At 73.3% G+C, this 19,529-nt stretch carries 21 protein-coding genes; 5 read left to right on the forward strand and 16 right to left on the reverse strand.

Features of this window, described 5'->3' with window-relative positions:
- Positions 1 to 70 precede the first annotated feature (70 nt).
- The gene (gene groL / locus IE264_RS30960) at positions 71 to 1,696 is read right to left on the reverse strand and encodes a chaperonin GroEL (RefSeq protein ID WP_015610787.1); all 1,626 of its coding nucleotides are present in this window, start codon (positions 1,694 to 1,696) and stop codon (positions 71 to 73) included.
- Positions 1,697 to 1,794: 98 nt separating this feature from the next.
- A complete protein-coding gene (groES, locus tag IE264_RS30965) occupies positions 1,795 to 2,103 on the reverse strand; it encodes a co-chaperone GroES (protein ID WP_003966899.1) in 309 nt (102 codons plus the stop codon).
- Between the two features lie 278 nt (positions 2,104 to 2,381).
- On the opposite strand from groES, the gene IE264_RS30970 reads away from it, so the two are divergent.
- Positions 2,382 to 2,849 carry a DUF6234 family protein gene (locus tag IE264_RS30970; RefSeq protein ID WP_032756379.1) on the forward strand — a complete coding sequence of 156 codons (468 nt, stop codon included), beginning with the start codon at positions 2,382 to 2,384 and terminating at the stop codon, positions 2,847 to 2,849.
- Positions 2,850 to 2,904: 55 nt separating this feature from the next.
- On the opposite strand, the gene IE264_RS30975 is transcribed toward IE264_RS30970, so the two are convergent.
- Positions 2,905 to 3,828, reverse strand: coding sequence for a polysaccharide deacetylase family protein (locus IE264_RS30975; RefSeq protein ID WP_032756381.1), 924 nt, complete (start codon positions 3,826 to 3,828; stop codon positions 2,905 to 2,907).
- 182 nt (positions 3,829 to 4,010) lie between these two features.
- On the opposite strand from IE264_RS30975, the gene IE264_RS30980 reads away from it, so the two are divergent.
- Positions 4,011 to 5,234: a THUMP-like domain-containing protein gene (locus IE264_RS30980; protein ID WP_032756382.1), complete on the forward strand. Its 1,224-nt coding sequence runs from the start codon at positions 4,011 to 4,013 to the stop codon at positions 5,232 to 5,234.
- Here IE264_RS30980 and IE264_RS30985 read toward each other — a convergent pair.
- The gene (locus tag IE264_RS30985) at positions 5,152 to 5,865 is read right to left on the reverse strand and encodes a hypothetical protein (RefSeq protein ID WP_051821790.1); all 714 of its coding nucleotides are present in this window, start codon (positions 5,863 to 5,865) and stop codon (positions 5,152 to 5,154) included. The two genes, IE264_RS30980 and IE264_RS30985, sit on opposite strands and share 83 nt — an antisense overlap.
- Positions 5,866 to 5,970: 105 nt before the next feature.
- Between IE264_RS30985 and IE264_RS30990 the strand changes: the two genes are divergently transcribed.
- Positions 5,971 to 7,941, forward strand: a complete 1,971-nt coding sequence (locus tag IE264_RS30990) for a serine/threonine-protein kinase (RefSeq protein WP_032756385.1) — start codon at positions 5,971 to 5,973, stop codon at positions 7,939 to 7,941.
- 34 nt (positions 7,942 to 7,975) lie between these two features.
- Here the strand turns inward: IE264_RS30990 and IE264_RS30995 are convergent, their stop codons facing one another.
- Positions 7,976 to 8,440 (reverse strand): VOC family protein, encoded by a 465-nt coding sequence (locus tag IE264_RS30995; protein ID WP_032756538.1) that lies wholly within the window; start codon positions 8,438 to 8,440, stop codon positions 7,976 to 7,978.
- Positions 8,441 to 8,562: 122 nt separating this feature from the next.
- Positions 8,563 to 10,062: an MFS transporter gene (locus tag IE264_RS31000; RefSeq protein WP_032756388.1), complete on the reverse strand. Its 1,500-nt coding sequence runs from the start codon at positions 10,060 to 10,062 to the stop codon at positions 8,563 to 8,565.
- A gap of 103 nt (positions 10,063 to 10,165) precedes the next feature.
- On the opposite strand from IE264_RS31000, the gene IE264_RS31005 reads away from it, so the two are divergent.
- Complete coding sequence (locus IE264_RS31005) at positions 10,166 to 10,864, forward strand: TetR/AcrR family transcriptional regulator (RefSeq protein WP_015610779.1); 699 nt, start codon at positions 10,166 to 10,168, stop codon at positions 10,862 to 10,864.
- Between the two features lie 10 nt (positions 10,865 to 10,874).
- On the opposite strand, the gene IE264_RS31010 is transcribed toward IE264_RS31005, so the two are convergent.
- The 4 genes from IE264_RS31010 to tsaB are packed head-to-tail and all read right to left on the reverse strand — an operon-like array spanning position 10,875 to position 13,430.
- Complete coding sequence (locus IE264_RS31010) at positions 10,875 to 11,144, reverse strand: hypothetical protein (RefSeq protein WP_032756391.1); 270 nt, start codon at positions 11,142 to 11,144, stop codon at positions 10,875 to 10,877.
- Positions 11,141 to 12,247 carry a tRNA (adenosine(37)-N6)-threonylcarbamoyltransferase complex transferase subunit TsaD gene (tsaD, locus tag IE264_RS31015; protein ID WP_032756394.1) on the reverse strand — a complete coding sequence of 369 codons (1,107 nt, stop codon included), beginning with the start codon at positions 12,245 to 12,247 and terminating at the stop codon, positions 11,141 to 11,143. The genes IE264_RS31010 and tsaD overlap by 4 nt, the downstream gene beginning before the upstream one ends.
- Entirely contained in the window at positions 12,247 to 12,735 is a 489-nt protein-coding gene (gene rimI, locus IE264_RS31020; RefSeq protein WP_032756540.1) for a ribosomal protein S18-alanine N-acetyltransferase, read from the reverse strand. The genes tsaD and rimI overlap by 1 nt, the downstream gene beginning before the upstream one ends.
- A 47-nt stretch (positions 12,736 to 12,782) precedes the next feature.
- Positions 12,783 to 13,430, reverse strand: a complete 648-nt coding sequence (gene tsaB / locus IE264_RS31025; protein ID WP_032756542.1) for a tRNA (adenosine(37)-N6)-threonylcarbamoyltransferase complex dimerization subunit type 1 TsaB — start codon at positions 13,428 to 13,430, stop codon at positions 12,783 to 12,785.
- 228 nt (positions 13,431 to 13,658) lie between these two features.
- Between tsaB and IE264_RS31030 the strand changes: the two genes are divergently transcribed.
- Positions 13,659 to 14,207 carry a hypothetical protein gene (locus IE264_RS31030; protein WP_032756396.1) on the forward strand — a complete coding sequence of 183 codons (549 nt, stop codon included), beginning with the start codon at positions 13,659 to 13,661 and terminating at the stop codon, positions 14,205 to 14,207.
- Positions 14,208 to 14,245: 38 nt separating this feature from the next.
- Here the strand turns inward: IE264_RS31030 and IE264_RS31035 are convergent, their stop codons facing one another.
- From IE264_RS31035 to IE264_RS31060, 6 genes are all read right to left on the reverse strand, one after another.
- Positions 14,246 to 14,431 (reverse strand): hypothetical protein, encoded by a 186-nt coding sequence (locus IE264_RS31035; RefSeq protein WP_032756399.1) that lies wholly within the window; start codon positions 14,429 to 14,431, stop codon positions 14,246 to 14,248.
- Positions 14,432 to 14,573: 142 nt separating this feature from the next.
- Positions 14,574 to 15,134, reverse strand: coding sequence for a tRNA (adenosine(37)-N6)-threonylcarbamoyltransferase complex ATPase subunit type 1 TsaE (gene tsaE / locus IE264_RS31040; protein ID WP_032756402.1), 561 nt, complete (start codon positions 15,132 to 15,134; stop codon positions 14,574 to 14,576).
- Positions 15,100 to 16,374: an alpha/beta fold hydrolase gene (locus tag IE264_RS31045; protein ID WP_015610771.1), complete on the reverse strand. Its 1,275-nt coding sequence runs from the start codon at positions 16,372 to 16,374 to the stop codon at positions 15,100 to 15,102. Before IE264_RS31045 ends, tsaE begins: the two co-directional genes overlap by 35 nt.
- The gene (gene alr / locus IE264_RS31050; RefSeq protein WP_032756405.1) at positions 16,371 to 17,534 is read right to left on the reverse strand and encodes an alanine racemase; all 1,164 of its coding nucleotides are present in this window, start codon (positions 17,532 to 17,534) and stop codon (positions 16,371 to 16,373) included. Before alr ends, IE264_RS31045 begins: the two co-directional genes overlap by 4 nt.
- Positions 17,535 to 17,594: 60 nt before the next feature.
- Positions 17,595 to 17,981 carry a DUF488 domain-containing protein gene (locus tag IE264_RS31055; RefSeq protein ID WP_015610769.1) on the reverse strand — a complete coding sequence of 129 codons (387 nt, stop codon included), beginning with the start codon at positions 17,979 to 17,981 and terminating at the stop codon, positions 17,595 to 17,597.
- A 44-nt stretch (positions 17,982 to 18,025) separates the two neighbouring features.
- Positions 18,026 to 19,480, reverse strand: a complete 1,455-nt coding sequence (locus IE264_RS31060) for an NAD(P)H-hydrate dehydratase (RefSeq protein WP_032756406.1) — start codon at positions 19,478 to 19,480, stop codon at positions 18,026 to 18,028.
- Between the last annotated feature and the right edge of the window lie 49 nt (positions 19,481 to 19,529).

Genomic DNA, 19,529 nt, shown 5'->3' on the forward strand with positions numbered 1-19,529 from the left:
ACGCACCGAGGCCCGGTGCCCCCGCGACGGGGGTACCGGGCCTCATGCGTACCGAAAGGTACTGCGCGTACTAGTGGGAGTGGCCGTGGCCGCCGTGACCGGCGTCGCCCTCATCCTCGGCCGGCTTCTCGACGACCAGGGTCTCGGTCGTGAGCAGCAGCGACGCGATGGACGCGGCGTTCTCCAGGGCGGAGCGGGTGACCTTGACCGGGTCGATGACGCCGGCCTTGACCAGGTCGCCGTACTCGCCGGTGGCGGCGTTGAAGCCCTGGCCCTTGTCGAGCTCGGAGACCTTGGAGGTGATGACGTAACCCTCCAGGCCGGCGTTCTCGGCGATCCAGCGCAGCGGCTCGACGGCGGCGCGGCGGACGACCGCGACACCGGTGGCCTCGTCGCCGGTCTTGCCGAGGTTGCCCTCCAGGACCTTCACGGCGTGGACGAGAGCGGAGCCACCGCCGGAGACGATGCCCTCCTCGACCGCGGCGCGGGTGGCGGAGATGGCGTCCTCAAGGCGGTGCTTCTTCTCCTTGAGCTCCACCTCGGTGGCGGCACCGACGCGGATGACGCACACGCCGCCGGCCAGCTTCGCGAGGCGCTCCTGGAGCTTCTCGCGGTCCCAGTCGGAGTCCGTGGACTCGATCTCGGCCTTGATCTGGTTGACGCGGCCCTTGACGTCGTCGGAGTTGCCCCCGCCGTCGACGATGGTCGTGTCGTCCTTGGAGACGGTGACGCGGCGGGCGGTGCCCAGCACATCGAGACCGGCGCCGTCGAGCTTGAGGCCGACCTCTTCGGCGATGACGGTCGCACCGGTGAGGGTGGCGATGTCGCCGAGCATGGCCTTGCGGCGGTCACCGAAGCCCGGGGCCTTCACCGCGACGGCGTTGAAGGTGCCACGGATCTTGTTGACGACGAGGGTGGAGAGCGCCTCGCCCTCGACGTCCTCGGCGATGATCAGGAGCGGCTTGGAGGCGCCGGCCTGGATGACCTTCTCCAGGAGCGGGAGCAGCTCCTGGATGGAGCCGATCTTGCCCTGGTGGATCAGGATGTACGGGTCGTCGAGGACGGCCTCCATACGCTCCTGGTCGGACACCATGTACGGGGACAGGTAGCCCTTGTCGAAGGCCATGCCCTCGGTGAACTCCAGGTCCAGACCGAAGGTGTTGGACTCCTCGACGGTGATGACACCGTCCTTGCCGACCTTGTCCATCGCGTCCGCGATGAGCTCGCCGACCTGGGTGTCCTGCGCGGAGAGCGCGGCCACGGCGGCGATGTCGGACTTGTCGTCGATCGGGCGGGCGGTCGCGAGGAGCTCCTCGGACACGGCCTTGACCGCGGCGTCGATGCCCTTCTTCAGGGCGGCCGGGGAGGCGCCCGCGGCGACGTTGCGCAGGCCCTCGCGGACGAGCGCCTGGGCCAGGACGGTCGCGGTGGTGGTGCCGTCACCCGCTACGTCGTTGGTCTTGGTCGCCACCTCCTTGACGAGCTGGGCACCGAGGTTCTCGTACGGGTCGTCGAGCTCGACCTCGCGCGCGATGGTGACGCCGTCGTTGGTGATGGTGGGTGCGCCGAACTTCTTGTCGATGACGACGTTGCGGCCCTTGGGGCCGATCGTCACCTTGACCGTGTCGGCAAGCTTGTTGACGCCGCGCTCAAGGGCGCGACGGGCGTCCTCGTCGAACTTCAGAATCTTCGCCATGGGCTGTACTTCCCTCTCGGACGAACTGCGCCCCTCGCCGCCCGGCTAGTTATTTCGCAGGGGGCCAGGGGCGCAGAACACAAGCAAACGTGGGTGAATTACTTCTCGACGATCGCGAGAACGTCGCGGGCCGAGAGGACGAGGTACTCCTCGCCGTTGTACTTCACCTCGGTGCCGCCGTACTTGCTGTACAGGACGACGTCGCCGGTCTTGACGTCGAGCGGAAGACGCTCGCCGTTCTCGAAGCGGCCCGGGCCCACGGCGAGGACGACGCCCTCCTGGGGCTTCTCCTTCGCGGTGTCCGGAATGACCAGGCCGGAAGCCGTGGTCTGCTCGGCGTCGAGCGGCTGGACCACAATGCGGTCCTCAAGCGGCTTGATCGCAACCTTGGAGCTGGTGGTCGACACGATCCGGTCTCCCCCTTCGGAGATCTCACGGGGTTTAGCAGTCATTGGGCGGCGACCAGACCGATCCGTCGTCGCGGGTGCCGGACCTGCCCTGTCGCACAGTGTGGTGCTGGCACTCTCCAGGGGGGAGTGCCAGACCCGAGACTATGACCGCGATTAGCACTCGGTCAAGCGGAGTGCCAATTCACCACCCTCGCGCCGTCTCGATCGGGGCTCCGTCGGATCACCGTCCGGACAACGCGGGGGCGGAGCCGGGTGTTCCGTACGACGGTACGGAGATGACGCATCCCGAGAGCGACCTGCCCGGAAGACCGGCGGAGCGGGCCCCGGACGAGCGGCCCGGCGGCTGCGCCGATCCCGCCGTGGGCCTGCTGCTCACGATCTCCGAGGCGGTCGTCCTCGCCGTGCTGCTGGTATGGCTGGGGCTGCGCGGCCTGGGGCGGTCCCATGCGCCCGTCGACAGCGGCGCGCCCTCGGCCTCCGACTCCGGAGCGGAGACCGACTGGGTCCCCACCATCGCGTTCGGCGTCCTGGCCCTCGTGGTCGTCGTCCTCGCCGCCATGCTGCTGCGTGACCGGTGGTACTGGGCGGGCGGCATCCAGGTGCTCGTGGCCGTGGCCCTGTGCACGTTGACCTTGACGTCCGTGTCCCGGGCCGACGTCGACGCGCCCCCGGCCCCCGCCTGGAACCCCCCGCCCTGCCGCAGCGGGGGCGACAGCGAGGAATGCGCGCGCAGCGGGGGCTGAGCGCGCATTCGGGGCCGTACGCCGGTCGGGGATCAGGACGTCGGGCGGGCGGGGATCAGACGTAGTCCTCCAGCTTCGCCACCGCGTACCCCTTGTCCGTGATGGTCTTCATGACCAGGCGGATCATGTCGGGCATGGTGCCCTTCCAGTCGCCCTTGCCCCGGAAGTGGGTGAGGACGATGTCGCCGGGGTGCAGGTCCCGGTCCCACTCGCGCCACTCCATGTGGTCGGCGAAGGCCTCGGCGGACCACAGGGGTACGGCGGTGATGCCGCAGGACTTGGCGACGACGAGGGTGTCGCGGTTGTAGTTCCCGTAGGGCGGGCGGAAGAGGGTGGGCCGCTTCCCGTAGTTCTTGAGGATCTTCTCCTGCTGGCCGCAGATCTCCCGCTTCTGCTCGGCGTAGGAGAGGCCGGGCAGATAGCGGTGGTTGAGCGTGTGGTTGCTGATGACCACCCCGCGCTGCTGCATCTTCTTGAAGTAGCCGTAGTCGTCGTTGGTGACGTAGTCACTGAGGAACGCGCTGTACGGGATGTCGAGTTCGGTCATCATCCGCAGCAGCGCGGGGTCCTTCTCCGCCCCGTCGTCCATGGTGAGGAAGACGATCTTCTCCTTGGTGGGGACGGTGGTGAAGACGGGCGGCAGCCCCTCGTCGTCCCGGACCTCGAACCCCTTGCGGGTGGTGATGCGCGGCTTCACCTTCGGCGGTTCGGGGGCAGCGAGCGGCACCTTTGCCAGGCCCCACTTCTTCGCGGCGACGGCCCGTGCGGCCTGCTTCTTCTTGAGTTGCTCGGCGTACGTGTCCAGGGCGCGGGCGGGCCCGGCCTGCTGGGCGGCCTCGCCCTGCTGTCCGGCGGCGGGCTTCGCCGGTCCGCCAGGGGCTCCCGTACCGCCGCCGGCCGTCTCCGACGCGCAGGCCGAGGTGACGGTGGCGGCCAGGAGGGCCGCCAGCACGACGGAGACCGGCCGGTGCCGCTTCATGGGTGATTTTCCTTTTTGTCGTACTAGCTGCATGGCGCCGCATCCTGCCAGCCACCAGCCCGCCTCCAGCCCCGACACCGCGAGGGGACCGGACCCGTCCCCCGACCGGCCCATGGGCGCCCGCGTCGGCCTACAGGGACGCGCGTCGCCCCATAGGGGCCCCCGTCCGCGCACCGGCGACAATGGGCCGGGTGAACGCATCGACCCCCGCCGCCCCGGCCGACGACCCCGCCCGCGCCGCCTTCGCCGCCCTGCGCACCCCCGAGGGCGAGCACCTGCTGGCCGAGCTGCGGGACCACGACCCCGCCGAGGAGCTGGCCACCGCGACCCGGCTGCGCCGCACGCACCCGGCGGAGCTGGTGTCGGCCGCCCTGGGCCAGGCCCGGCTGCGGCAGCGGGCGGTGGCCAAGTTCGGGGCCGAGGACGCGTACCGCATGTACTTCACGCCCAACGGCGTCGAGCAGGCCACCCGGACCTCGGTCGCCACCCACCGCGCCGCCCGGTTCGCCGGGCTCGGCGTGCGGAGCGTGGCGGACCTGTGCTGCGGCATCGGCGGCGACGCCATCGCGCTGGCCCGCGCCGGGATCGCCGTCCTCGCCGTGGACCGCGACCCGCTCACCGCCGAGGTGGCCCGCGCCAACGCCGAGGCGCTCGGGCTCGCCGCGCTGATCGAGGTGCGGTGCGCCGACGTCACGGAGATCGACACCTCCCCGTACGACGCCGTCTTCGTGGACCCCGCCCGGCGCGGCGGCCGGGGCAGGATCTTCGACCCGGAGGCCTACTCACCGCCGCTGTCCTGGGCGACGGCCGCCGCGCTCAAGGCGCCCCGGGCCGCGCTGAAGATCGCCCCGGGCGTCCCCCACGAGGCGATCGGGCCGGAGGCCGAGGCGGAGTGGATCTCCGACGGGGGCGATGTGAAGGAGGCGGTGCTCTGGTACGGCGACGGCTTCGCACCCGGTTCGTTCCGGGCCACCCTGCTGCCGTCCGGGGCCACCCTCACCGCCCCGGCCCCGCTGCCCGCCCCGCCGGTGGGCCCGGTCGGGCGCTATCTGTACGAGCCGGACGGCGCGGTGATCCGGGCCCATCTGGTCGCCGACGTCGTGGAGCGGTGCGGCGGGCGGCTGGTGGACGAGACGATCGCGTACATCACGAGCGACGAGCCGTACTCCTCCCCGTACGTCGCCGGGTACGAGATCACCGACCGGCTGCCGTTCGGCCTGAAGAAGCTGAAGGCGCTGCTGCGGGAGCGCGGGGTGGGTGTACTGACCGTCAAGAAGCGCGGCTCGGCGGTCGAACCGGAGGAGCTGCGCCGCCGGATGAAGCTCAGCGGTCCGAACTCGGCGACGGTGTTCCTGACCCGGGTGGCCGGGGCTCCGACGATGCTGATCGGCCACCCGCTGGGGTGAGCCGGTCCGGGGCGGGCGCGGTCAGGACGCGCAGCACCCAGCGGCGGTGCGCCAACGCCTTGACGGCGCCGATGAGTCCGGTGAGCCAGGCGACCATGCCCAGACCCATGGTCAGGGCGACCGTGCCGTACGTGTCGTCGCCGGGCCGGGCGCTCGCCGGGCCGATCACGCAGAGCGCCAGCCCCGTCGCGCCCAGGGCGAACGACAGCAGCAGCCACACCAGGCTCACCCCGGGCAGCCGCAGTTCCCGGTCACGCTCCGGGTCGCGGTCCAGCGCACCCCACTCCACGAGCAGCGCGCGGACCTTCCGGTCGCGGGCGACGTAGAGGCAGACGAAGGCGGTGCCCGGCACCATCGCCCCCACCCCGAGGAGCAGGGACAGGAGTCCGGCCAGCCCGCCGAAGACGTCCTGCGCCTGCTCGAACAGGACGAACGCCGACCCCACCAGCAGCCAGCCGAACGCGGCCAGCCCGGCCCACATCACCAGCACGCCGAGCCGCCCCGGCCCCACATGCATCCGCACCAGTGCGCCCAGGATCAGCGCCCGGTCGGAGAGCATCGCCTCACGGTCGGGCCAGGACCTGATCTCCACGGGCGGCGGGCGCGGCGGCAGCGAGGGGCGGTTTTGCATGTACCGGACACTACCGACCGCCGGAACGCTCCCCCGGAGCAGCCCTGTTGCGGATACAGTACGGCTCGTTTCAGGACAACACGCGCCGTCGGGGGAAGCAGCACGATGACCAGTCAACAGCAGGGCCGCGACGGGGTTTTCCAGCCGTTGGAGGAGAGCGATCCACGGACGGTGGCCGGTTACCGGCTGACCGCGAAGCTCGGCTCCGGCGGGATGGGCAAGGTCTACCTCTCGTACACGCCCGGCGGGCGGCCCGTCGCCATCAAGGTGATCCGGCCGGACTTCAGCGAGGACGCCGAGTTCCGCCGCCGCTTCCAGCAGGAGGTCCAGGCCGCCCAGCGGGTCCAGGGCCTGTACACGGCGCCGGTCATCGACAGTGACACCGAGAGCGCGCAGCAGTGGCTCGCCACCGCCTATGTGCCGGGCCCGTCCCTCGCCGCGGCGGTCGCCGAGCACGGACCGCTGCCGGTCCCCGCGATCCTGCTGCTCATCGCGGGCATGGCCGAGGCGCTCCACGTGATCCACGGGGCGGGCATCGTCCACCGCGACCTCAAGCCGTCCAACGTGCTGCTGGCGGCCGACGGGCCGAGGGTGATCGACTTCGGCATCGCGCGGGCCGCCGACGCGACCTCGCTCACCGGCAGCGGGGTCACCGTCGGGACCCCGGCGTTCATGGCCCCGGAGCAGGCGGCGGGCAGGGCGGTGACGGCGGCGACCGACATCTTCGCCCTCGGGCAGGTCGCCTCCTACGCCTCGACCGGCGCGCCCGCCTTCGGCGAGGGCACCTCGCACGGGGTGCTGTACCGGATCGTGCACGAGGAGCCGGATCTGACGGGGGTTCCGGAGGAGCTGCGGGAGCTGGTCACCCGCTGTCTGGCCAAGTCCCCCGAGGACCGGCCGTCGGTGGCCGAGGTCATCGACCTGTGCCGCAACGCCAACAGCGAGACGCAGTTGCGCCGCCCGGAGGACTGGCTGCCGGGTGCGGTGGCCGCCGACATCACCGTACGGGCGGCCGCGCCCGCCCCCGACCGCACCCCGCCGCCTCCGGCCACCCCGCCCACGACTCCGGCGGCCCCGCCCACCGCGCCCGGGACGCCCCCGGCGACCGCACCGGTGACGGTGGCCCAGCAGCCGACTGCCGGACCCGCACCGGCCGCGCCCGCCGCCCCGCCCGGGGCCCACCAGCAGCCGACCGTGCCGGCGAACCCGGCGCCCGGCGCGTACGGGTACCCGACGCAGCCGCAGGGCGCGTACGGCTACCCGGCCCACGCGGGGCCCGCGCAGCAACAGCCCGGCCCGTACGGCTACCCGCAGACGGGCTCGCCCGCCGGGGGTTACGCCACCGGCGGCTACCCGACCGCGTACCCGCCCACCGGCCAGCAGCCTCACCAGCCTCCGCAGCCGCACCAGACCCACCAGACGCCCGCGCCGGAGAAGCCGAAGAAGAAGCGCACCGGCCTCTTCGTCACGATCGCCGTCGTCACCGCCCTCCTCGTCGGCGCCGGCGGCGGGTACGCGCTGTTCGGCCCCAAGGGCGACACGGACAGCGGCAACGACCGGAAGCAGGAGCAGAGCCAGGCGGGCGACACGGCGAAGCCGCAGGAGAAGGAGCCCGCCGCGAGCACTCCGTCGGCCGGTGCCGAGCTGCCGGACGACGACGAGGGAAGCGGCGCCGCACCGCTGCCGGACCCCGAGCCGGTCCCGTACAAGTCCATCGATCTGACCGGCGGCTACCACCTGTCGTTCGCGGACAGCACGGACAGCCCGCTCAACGGCAGCGGCAGCGGTGACTTCTCGTACAGCTCGGTCAGCGATGTGGTGCGCACGGACGGGTCGATGGTGCTGCTGAACCCCGGGCAGCAGGGCGACCTCCGGACCTGCCGGTCCGAGACCCGGTTCTCCACGGAGCTGGAGCTGGACCGGCTGGTGCGGGGCACCCAGATCTGTGTGCGTACGGAGAACGGGCACCTGGGCCTGATCGTCGTACGCGCCCTGCCGACGGAGAACGCGGCGAGCAACTACATGACGCTGGACGTGACCGTGTGGCGCAACGCGATCGCGGTCGAGGAGTCGTAGCCCGGCACCTCGGACGGGCCGAGGAGCGGTGACCTCAGGCGTCCCGGAGCGCCTGGATGTCCAGCTTGCCCATGGCGAGCATCGCCTTCATCGTCCGCTCCGCCTTCGCCGGGTCCGGGTCGGCCAGCAGCCGGGGCAGCTCGTTCGGGACGATCTGCCAGGAGACGCCGTACTTGTCCTTGAGCCAGCCGCACTGACTCTCCTCGCCGCCCTCCGAGAGCGCGGCCCAGAGCCGGTCCACCTCGGCCTGGTCGGCGCAGTCCACGGAGAGGGAGATGGCCTCGGTGAAGGGGAACTGGGGGCCGCCGTTGAGCCCCATGTACTCCTGGCCCGCCAGGCTGAAGGTGACGGTGAGGACCGAGCCCGTCTCACCGGGGGCGGCTTCGCCGTAGTAGCTGACGTCCAGGATCCGGGAGTCGCCGCCGAAGATCGCGACGTAGTGCTCGGCGGCCTCCTTCGCCGTGCCGTCGTACCAGAGACAGGGGGTGATCTTCTGCATGGTCGTCGTCTCCTCTTCGGGCCGCCCCGCGTCCGGACCGGCCGGTCCGGACGTCATGGGCTTCGTGGCCGTCGTGGGCCTCGCGGGCCCGGTGGAAGGTAGACCGGCCCGGGCGCCCGGACTCATCGGCCGGCGGCGTCCTCCTCATGCTCCGCCGCGTCCGCCCGGGCAGCCACCGGACCCGGACCGCCGGGGGCACCCCGCTCCCCCGGCAGCAGGACGTACGCAGCCAGTGCGGCGGCCGCCAGGAGCCCGGCGGCGACCCAGAACGCGGCCGCGTACCCCGAGGACAGGCCGTCGACCCCCGTGGCACCGCCCGTGACCTGGGCGGCGACGGTGACCAGGACCGCGAGGCCCAGCGAACCGCCGACCTGGCGGGAGCTGTTGAGCAGCCCGGACGCCATGCCGGTCTCGCCGGGCACCACGTCGGCGGTGGCCGCCGTGCCGAGCGGGACGAAGCAGAGGCCGATGCCCAGGGAGCAGAGCAGCGACGGGCCGAGGATCGAGGTGAGGAAGGAGCCCTCGACCGTGGCGGTCGCCGCGAACCAGGCCATCCCGAGCGCCGCGAGCGTGCCGCCCACCGCCATCAGCCGCCGGATCCCGAGGACGGCGACCGCGCGGGTGGCGAGGATCGAGCCCGCGACGACGCCCACGCAGAACGGCAGGAACGCGAAACCGGCGGCGGTCGGCCCGTACCCCAGGACCAGCTGCATGTAGAGCGAGACGAAGTAGAACGCGCCGAACTGGGCCGAGGCCAGCAGCAGACAGAACAGGTTGGCGGTGAGCACCGGCCGCTGCCTCAGCAGCCCGGGGCGCAGCAGGGGCGATGCCGTACGGAGTTCGACGGCGACGAAGGCGGCCAGCAGGATCACCGCCGCGCCCAGGGTGGCCGCTGTGGTGGCCGAGGTCCAGCCGTCGTCCGAGGCCCGCACCAGTCCGAGGACCAGCAGCGTGGTCCCGCCCGTCGCCAGGAGCGCCCCGGCGATGTCCAGCCGCGCACCGGCCCGCCGTTGGCCGCCGACGGGTCCGGTGCGCGCGGCGGCGGCCAGGGCGAAGGCCACGATCGGCACGTTGACCAGCATCACGGACCGCCAGCCCGCCACGTCGGTGAGCACGCCGCCCGCCAGCACCCCGACCGCGCCGCCCGCCGCGCCCGCCATGCCCCAGAGCCCGAGCGCGCGGGAGCGGGCGGGCCCGGCCGGGAAGGCCAGGGTGATCAGGGCGAACGCCACCGGGGCGAGGGCCGCAGCGCCGACGCCCTGGACGGCCCGCGCCGCCACCAGCGACCCGGGTGACCAGGCGAGGCCGCCGGCCAGGCTGGCGAGCCCGAAGAGGACCAGCCCCGCCGTGAGGACCCGGCGCGGACCGGCCAGGTCGGCGAGCCGGCCGCCGAGCATGAGGAGCCCGCCGAAGGCGAGGGCGTACGCGTTCACGACCCAGAGCAGCCCGTCCCGCCCGAAACCGAGGTCGCTGCGGATGTCGGGCAGCGCGACGTTCACCACGGACATGTCCAGCGACACCAGGAACTGCACGGTGAGCGCCACCACCAGCAGCCACCGCGCATGCCCCGCCGTCCCGTCCGCCCCGTCCGTCCCCGACCCGCTTGCCACCTTGCCGTCCATGACGCGCCCTCCCCTTGGCCACCCTCGATCGAATAATTACCATACACGTATAGAAAATAAACCCGCCGGTACGGAACATGACCCGGAAGGGGAGAATGCCCAGGTGTCAGGCAGCGAGAAGACCGAAAAGACCGCGAAGGCCACGAAGAAGAAACCGGTGGGCCGCCCCCGCCGGCTGGACCCGGACGTGATGGTCGCCACCGCGCGCCGCATCGTCGAGGAGGAGGGCGTGGCGGCCCTGTCCATGCGGCGGGTGGCGAAGGAGCTGGGCAGTACGCCGATGGCGCTCTACCACTACGTGCAGGACAAGGACGAGCTGCTGATGCTCACCCTCTCCGGCACCGCGGCCGCCTTCCCGCGCCCGGAGCTGCCCGAGGACCCGCGCGAGCGGCTGGTGGCGGTGGCCGTGCACATGCACGACATCATCGGCCAGATCCCCTGGGTGCTGGACATCCTGGCGCTGGGCGAGCTGACCGACCGGAACGCGCTGTGGATGGTGGAGGAGATCATCGACTGCGCCCTGGCCTGCGGCCTCTCCCCCGCGCGCTCGGTGCGCGCGTACCGGACGATCTGGAGTTACGTCTACGGCGACCTGGTCTTCCGCAGGGCGGCGGCCCGCCGGGCGGAGCAGCCCTCCCGCCGGGAGTTCTTCCCGGAGATGATTACGGAGAAGGACACGGCGGAGCTGCCCCGGCTCACCGAGGTGAAGGAGCACTGGCGGGAGTACGCCGCCGACTACGAGACCGCCGCCGAGCTGGACGCGATCGTGGAGGGGCTGATCAGCCGGGGTACGCGGGGCTGAAGGGCGCCGCTCAGTCCACCGCTTCGAACCGCCACCGGTGCACCGGCCGGGTGATCAGGGCCGCGTCGGGCTCGGGGAGTTCGGGGAGGTCGTCGGCGTACGACGCTCCCTCCCACCACGTCATGACCAGCACCCGGTCCTGCGGGGCGCGGAGCAGCTCGCGGCGGGCCGGTTCGCGCGACAGCTCGGCGGACCGGGCGCGGGCCCACTCCAGGAGTTCGGCGCCGCGGCCCTCCACCGCTCGGGCCTCCCACATCAGGACGATGGTCGCGGCGCTCATGAGTAGAGGTTGTCCTTGCTGATCTCGTGCACGTGGTCGTGGGAGTGCTCAGGGTGGGCCCCCGGAACGTGCGGCTCCGTCACCGGCAGCGACGAGTCCGCCGACAGCTCCAGGTCGGAGGGGCGCCGGTTGCGGGCGACCATCTCCGCGCCGAGCGCCGCGACCATCGCGCCGTTGTCCGTGCAGAGGCCGGGACGCGGCACCCGCAGCCGGATACCGGCCCGCTCGCAGCGCTCCTGGGCCAGGGCGCGCAGCCGGGAGTTGGCGGCCACCCCACCGCCGATCATCAGATGGTCGACGCCCTCGTCCTTGCAGGCCCGGACCGCCTTCCGGGTGAGCACGTCCACCACGGCCTCCTGGAAGGACGCCGCCACATCCCGTACCGGCACCTCCTCGCCCGCCGCGCGCTTCGCCTCGATCCAGCGGGCGACCGAGGTCTTCAGGCCGGAGAAGGAGAAGTCGTACGGGGCGTCGCGCGGGCCGGTCAGGCCGCGGGGGAAGGCGATGGACTTCGGGTCGCCCTCCTTCGCGAGGCGGTCGATGACCGGGCCGCCGGGGAAGCCGAGGTTCAACACCCGGGCGATCTTGTCGAACGCCTCGCCCGCCGCGTCGTCGATGGTCGCGCCGAGCGGCCGGACGTCACTGGTGATGTCGGGGGCCAGCAGGAGGGAGGAGTGGCCGCCGCTGACCAGGAGCGCCATGGTCGGCTCGGGCAGCGGGCCGTGCTCCAGCTGGTCGACGCAGATGTGCGAGGCGAGGTGGTTGACCCCGTAGAGCGGCTTGTTCAGGGCGTACGCGTACGCCTTCGCCGCCGAGACGCCGACGAGCAGGGCGCCCGCGAGCCCGGGGCCGGAGGTGACCGCGATCCCGTCGAGGTCGCGGGCGCTGACCCCGGCCTCCTTCAGGGCGCGTTCGATGGTGGGGACCATCGCCTCCAGGTGGGCGCGGGAGGCGATCTCCGGGACGACGCCGCCGAAGCGGGCGTGGGTGTCGACGCTGGAGGCGACGGCGTCCGCGAGCAGGGTCGTCCCGCGCACGATGCCGACGCCGGTCTCGTCGCAGGAGGTCTCGATGCCGAGTACGAGGGGTTCGTCGGCAGCCATCATTCAGTCCCGGTCTCTGGTGCGTGCTCGTGCACTGCTTCTTCTTGCATGGTGAGGCGCATGACCAGGGCGTCGATGTTCCCCGGCTGGTAGTAGCCGCGCCGGAAGCCGATGGGCTCGAAGCCGAACCGCTCGTACAGCTTCTGTGCGCGGGCGTTGTCGACCCGGACCTCAAGGAGCACGGTGGCGCACTCGAAGGCGGTCGCGGCCTTCAGGAGGTCGGTGAGGAGTTCGGAGCCGAGGCCGGTGCCCCAGGCCTCGCGGCTGACCGCGATGGTCTGGACGTCGGAGAGGTCACCGAGGGCGGCGAGCCCTGCGTACCCGGTGATCCGGCCGGTGGCCGGGTCCTCGGCGACGACGTAGTGGCGGGTGGCGCCGGGGCCGCGGGCGTGGGCCAGCTCGGACCAGAACATGCCGGTCGACCAGGCGTCGTCCGGGAACAGGGCGCGCTCCAGCTCCAGGACGGGCTCGATGTCCCACCAGCGCATCTCGCGCAGTACGGCCGTGCCGGCCGTACCGGCCGTGGTCGCGGCGCTCACTTCGGGGTGACCACCTTGTAGTTCTTGGGGACCTGCGCGTCGGGCCGGCGCAGATAGAGCGGCTGGGGCTCCAGCAGCTCCTGCCCGGCGGCGAGCCGTTCGGCGGCGAGTGCGGCGAGCGCCCCGGCGGCGACGTGCTCGGGGCCGCGCGCGTCCGGGAAGGCCTCCGGGTAGAGCACCGCGCCCGCGCCGACCACCGGCAGCCCCGCCAGTTCGGCGGCGATGTCCGCGGGCCGGTCGACGGCGGGGTCGCCCGTACGGGTGCGGGCGTCCTCGTACCGCGCCCAGTAGACCTCCTTGCGGCGCGCGTCCGTCGCCACGGCGAAGGGCCCTTCCAGGCCGCCCTGCCCGGCGGCGTACGCGAGGCCGTCCAGGGTGCAGAGGCCGTGCACGGGTACGGAGAGGGCGGAGCCGAAGGTGGCGGCGGTGACCAGGCCGACCCGCAGCCCGGTGTAGGGGCCGGGGCCCACGCCCACGACCACGCCCGTCACGGCGTCGAGCTTCACCCGGGCCTCGGCGAGGACCCGGTCGACGGCGGGCAGCAGCAGTTCACCGTGCCTGCGGGCGTCGACCTGGCCGGAGGAGGCGATGACGGACGCACCGTCGTGCAGGGCGACGGTGACGGCGGGCGTGGCGGTATCCATGGCGAGCAAGAGCACGCAAACAGCCTACGGCTCCGCCGACGGCGGTACGGCGTCCGTACGGCGTCCCGGCCTGCCCGCCCCCTGCTGCTACCGTCACCGGATATCCGCGGGTACGACGTAAACGCTTGTACGACAACGCCCTTACGGCGCTTGTACGACAACGTTGGTACGCCAGGCGGCAGACGGCAGACGAAAGGGGAGTTCACGGTGGCAAGGGGAAGCTCGGGAATGGTGGCCGGGCTCACTGCGGCGGCGGTCGTCGTGGTCGCCGTTCTCGCCTACCAGGCATCGGCGAACGCGCCCGATTCGGTGGCGTCGTCCTCCTCCGCCACCCCGAAGGCCTCGGCCTCCGCCTCCGCGCAGCCGACGGCGAAGCCGAAGCCCACGAAGGACGCTCTGGCCGTCCCGGCGGACTCGGGCACCGGTGAGCGCGTCGTCTACGCGCTGCAGGACCGGCGGGTGTGGCTGGTGGACGGGAACGACAAGGCGCTCCGCACGTTCACCGTGATGCCGAGCCCGGTGAGCCCGCCGCCCGGCGTCCACCAGGTCACCTCGCGCTCGGGCACGGTCCAGGGCTCGGACGGCGTCCCGATCGAGCACGTGGTGCGCTTCGCCAACGTCGGCGAGGTCGCGGTGGGCTTCAGCGCGGCGCAGGACGGCTCGATGGAGGCCCCCGACCCGGAGTCGAAGACCGGCGGCGTACGGATGAAGCGGGCGGACGGCAACGCGATGTGGACCTTCGCGACGGTCGGCGCCAAGGTGGTCGTCGTCCCGTAGGGCACGGCGCATCACGGCCTCGGGCCCGTCATGCGTTCTTACGCCGCCCGGCGCCGCACAGCGCGCTCGGCACCGGCCTCTTCGTCCCCGTCGGCAGGTTCCGGCTCGCTCGGTGGGGTGGAGACCGCGGTGGCCGCCGCGCCCGCGGCCAGCAGGTCCTTCATGGACAGGGCGGACGGCGTCGGCTGCTGCCGCGGCTGCTCCGCACGCTCGGGCGTCGGCATGGATGCCTCCTGGGGGCTCCGGTGGAGGTCGTGGTTAGGTAGACCTAACCAGGTCTCGTACCCATGTGACCACGACCACGGTCCCGTGCGCAACAATTTACCGACAGCCCGTCGGGAAGGCGACCTCCGCGTCACGCCCCGGCTACACCAGGTCCTCGCGCAGCCCCTTCCAGCGCTCCCCGATGCCCACCAGGGTGACTTCGCGCCGCTCGTCGTCCGTGTCGCCGGTCGCCCGGTCGATGAGGACCCGCAGCCGGTCGTCGGAGAGCTCCTCCACCTTGCCGTCGCCCCACTCGACGACCACCACCGACTCCGGCAGCGACACATCGAGGTCGAGGTCCTCCATCTCGTCGAGGCCGCCGCCCAGGCGGTACGCGTCGACGTGGACCAGGGCCGGACCTTCGACCAGCGAGGGGTGGACCCGGGCGATGACGAAGGTGGGCGAGGTGACCGCGCCGCGCACGCCGAGGCCCTCGCCGAGGCCCCGGGTCAGCGTCGTCTTCCCGGCGCCCAGCTCGCCCGTGAGCATGACCAGGTCGCCGGGGGCCAGGACCCGGGCGAGGCGGCGGCCCAGGTCCTGCATCTGTTCGGGGGACTCGACGGTGATCGTCACGGTGACGGCCCCGGGAACGGCCTCGGTGACGACTTCGGGAACGGCCGTCTCCCGGCTATCGGCGGCCGGGCTGCTGTGCGGTGCTTCCATGCTCGCCAACGTTAGCGGCAGCCACCGCTCCGCCGCGTACGAGCAGGTCGGCCAGCCGGTCGGTGACCGTCTCCGGGTGCTCCAGCATCACCAGGTGTCCGGCGTCCGGCACCAGGATCAGCTCGGCGTCCGGCAGTACGTCGGCGATGGCCTCGCTGTGCGAGCTGGGGGTGACCAGGTCCTTCTCCCCGGCCAGGATCAGCACGGGCACGTCCCGGAACGCGGGCAGCGCGCCGCTCTTGTCGTGCTCGGTGAAGGCCGGGTAGAACTCGGCGACCACGTCGATCGGGGTCGACTCGATCAGCCGCTCCGCGAACCGGGCGACGGCCGGGTCCACGTCCTTCGAACTGAAGGAGTACCGCTTGATCAGCCCGGCGAAGAGGTCGGCCGTGGCCCGGCGCCCCTTCTCCACCAGCTCCGCCTGCGAACCCAGCGCCCGCAGCACCCCCGGCAGCACCCGGCGCACCGCGTTCACGCCCGCCACCGGCAGCCCGAAGTTCACCTCGCCGAGCTTGCCGCTGGAGGTGCCGACGAAGGCGACGGCGGCGACGCGGTCGCGGATCAGGGCCGGGTACTGGTCGGCCAGCGCCATCATCGTCATGCCGCCCATGGAGTGGCCGACGAGCACGATCCGCCCCTCGGGGGCCGCCGCGTCGATGACGGCCTTCAGGTCGCGGCCCAGCTGGTCGATGCCGACCGGCACCCCGTCCGCCTGGGCCCGGCCGCGCTCGGAGCGGCCGTGGCTGCGCTGGTCCCAGTAGACGGCGCGGACGAGGCCGCGCAGGGCGGCGCGCTGGAAGTGCCAGGAGTCCTGGCCGAGGCAGTAGCCGTGGCTGAAGACGACGGTGACGGGGGCCGGGGCCTTGCGCCCGAAGAGCCGGCGGCGGCGGGTGCCGGAAGCGGTCGTACGGCCCGGGGCGCTCCGGTCGGATCCGGCGCCGTCGGCCGGCTCCGCGGGCTCCACCTCGTCGACCTCGTAGTACAGCTCGGTCCCGTCGTCGGCGAGGGCCCGGCCCGGCGTCCCGCGCAGCGAGCCGTAGGGCCCGGTCGCGTCCAGCGCGAGGCGGGCCTTCTTGCGCATCCCGCGCCCGACGGTGAGCCGCTCGACGGCGACCCCGGCCGCCGCACCGGCGGCGAGCACTCCTATCGCGGCCCCGGCCACGCCCGCCCGGCGCCAGCCGGCCGCCGTCGTGGCGGCGGCCGCCACGATGTCCCCCGCGCCCGCACTGCTCTCGCTCACTGTGAAGCGCTCCCCGTCGGATCGGCTGTGCCGTTGACGTACACCCTCGGTACCCGGGCCCCGATCCGGGTGACGATCTCGTACCCGATCGTGTCGGCGGCCACCGCCCAGTCCTCGACGCTCGGCTCGCCCCGGTCGCCCGGTCCGAACAGCACCGCCTCCGCGCCCGGTTCGGGCCGGTCGCCGCCGAGGTCGACGACGAACTGGTCCATGGCGACGCGGCCCGCCGCCGTACGGACCTTGCCGCCGACCAGGACGGGGCCCCTGCCCGAGGCGTGGCGCGGGATGCCGTCCGCGTAGCCGACGGGGATCAGGCCGAGCGTGGTCTCGGCGGGCGTGGCGTAGTGGTGGCCGTAGCTGACGCCGTGTCCGGCCGGGACGTCCTTGACCAGGGCGACGGCGGCGGTGAGCGTCATCACCGGGCGCAGGCCCAGCTCGGCGGGGGTGCCCAGCTCGGGGGCGGGCGAGATGCCGTAGATCGCGATGCCGGTCCGTACGAGGTCGAAGTGGGCCTCGGGGAGGGTGAGCGTGGCCGGGGAGTTGGCCAGGTGGCGCACCTCCGGCTCGACGCCCTCCTTCTCGGCGTAGGCGACCATGTCCCGGAACGCGGAAAGCTGGGCGGCGATCGAGGGGTGGCCGGGCTCGTCGGCGCAGGCGAAGTGGGACCAGAGGCCGGTGATCCGGATGGTGCCCGCCCGCTCGGCGGCGCGGGCCTCGGCGACGAGTTCCGGCCAGTCGGCGGGCTGGCAGCCGTTGCGGCCGAGGCCGGTGTCGGCCTTGAGCTGGACGCGGGCCGGGCGGTCGGCCCCGGCCGCGACGATCTCGCGCAGGGCCCACAGACCGCTGACCGACACGTCGATGTCGGCCTCGATCGCCTCGCGCCAGGGGCCGCCGGGCGTCCAGAGCCAGCACATGATCCGGCCGTCGAGACCGGCGGCCCGCAGGGCGAGGGCCTCGTGCGGGGTCGCGGTGCCCAGCCAGGTCGCCCCGGCCTCGCGCGCGGCCAGGGCGCAGGGCACGGCCCCGTGCCCGTACCCGTCGGACTTCACCACGGCCATGAGCTGTGCCCCGGCCGCGCGCTCGCGCAGGGCGCGCACATTGGCGCGCAGCGCGGCGAGGTCGATCTCGGCACGGGCTCTCAGGGACGCTGTCTCGTTCATCGCGTTCAGTGTCTCAGAGGCGCCTGCCGCCTCCCGGGCAGTGCACGCCGGTATCCACACCTATGTACGTTTCATCACATGCCGGAGGTGGTCGACCAGGACGGGCACATGGCTGTCCGCGACATCCTTCACGGCGGTGATCAGCGTGACGGGACCGCCCTCGCGCACGATCCCCACCAGCCGGTCGACGGCCTCGGTGTGCGCCGGGTCGCCCAGCTCGGTGCGGTAGCGGTCCACGAAGGTGTCGCGGCGCGCGCCGGAGCGGTCCTGGTGGTACCAGGAGCGCAGCTCGTCCGAGGGGGTGACGTCCTTCAGCCACACGTCGATCGCGGCCCGCTCCTTGGAGACGCCCCGGGGCCAGAGCCGGTCGACGAGGACGCGAGTGCCGTCGCCGTCCTCGGGCGGGTCGTAGACCCTGCGTACGCGTACGGGTTCGCTGCCGCTCACGGCCTGGACCGCCCTTCTGCCGGGGCCTCCACGATGGCCCCCGCTCACCCCGCCCGCACGTCGCGCCAGGCCGCCGGGATGCCGTCCGCCACGTCCTGCGCGGAGACCGGTGCCCCGCCGGAGCCGTGCCGGGCGGCGAGTCCGTGCAGGTAGGCGCCGACGGACGCGGCGTCGCGCGGGGCGAGCCCGGCCGCCAGCAGGGACCCGGTCAGCCCGGACAGCACATCGCCGCTGCCCGCCGTGGCGAGCCAGGCGGTCCCGGTCGGGTTGACCCGTACGGGGGTGTCCCGGGCCTCCGCGACGAGGGTCGTGGACCCCTTCAGGAGCACGGTGGCGCGGTAGCGGGCGGCCAGCTCCCGTACGGCGGCGAGCCGCCCGGCCTCCACCTCCTCGCGCGCCACGCCGAGCAGGGCGGCGGCCTCCCCGGCGTGCGGGGTAAGGACGGTGGCGGCGGTCCGGGTCCGTACGGTCTCGGCGTCCAGCAGCCGCAGCCCGTCCGCGTCGACCAGTACGGGGACGTCGGCGCCGAGCACGTCGGCGACGGCCTCCTCCGCCCACCGGCCGTCCCCGAGGCCGGGCCCGACCACCCAGGCCTGGACGCGTCCGGCCTTCGACGGCGGCCCGGCGTGCACCAGCGCCTCCGGGAAGCGGGCGATCACCGCGTCCGCGCCGGGGCCGACGTACCGCACGGCCCCCGCCCCGCCGCGCAGCGCGCCCGCGACCGCGAGGACCGCCGCGCCCGGGTAGCGCTCGGACCCGGCGACGACGCCGACGACGCCCCGGCTGTACTTGTCGCTCTCGCCGCCCGGCACCGGCAGCAGCGCCGCCACGTCCGCGTACTGGAGCGCCTCCAGGTCCGGCGGCTCCGGCAGCTCCGGCCCGAGCCCGATGTCCACCAGCCGCAGGGCGCCCGCGTGTTCGGCGGCCGGGTCGATCAGGTGGCCAGGCTTGTACGTGCCGAAGGTGACGGTCGCGTCGGCCGTCACGGCTTCGCCGTGCACCTCCCCGCTGTCGGCCTCCACCCCGCTGGGCAGGTCGACGGCGATGACGGGCGTACGGTCCCGGTCCCGGGTCACCGCCCGCAGCAGCGCGACGGCGTCCTCGCGGAGCCCGCCGCGCCCGCCGATCCCGGTGATGCCGTCCACGACGAGATCGAGCGCACCGAGCCCGTCCGCCCCTTCGGCCACCTGTCCCCCGGCGGCCAGGAACGCGGCGAGGCCGCCCGCGTGCGCCCGGTCGGGCGAGAGGAGGAGAGCGCGCACCGCGGCGCCCCGGCGGGCGAGGCGCGCGCCGGCGTACAGGGCGTCGCCGCCGTTGTCGCCGCTGCCGACCAGGAGCAGGACCCGGGACCCGTACACCCGGCCGGTGCGCCGCAGCAGATCACCGCAGGCCACGGCGAGGCCGGCGGCGGCGCGCTGCATCAGGGCGCCTTCCGGCACCCGCTTCATGAGGGCGGCCTCGGCGGCCCGTACGGTCTCCACGCTGTAGGCACGTCGCATGGGACCAACCCTGTGCGATCACGGGACCGAACGCCACCCCCACCGGGGC

The sequence above is a fragment of the Streptomyces microflavus genome (genome assembly GCF_014650075.1).
In the GTDB taxonomy this organism is placed as follows: Bacteria; Actinomycetota; Actinomycetes; order Streptomycetales; family Streptomycetaceae; genus Streptomyces; species Streptomyces microflavus.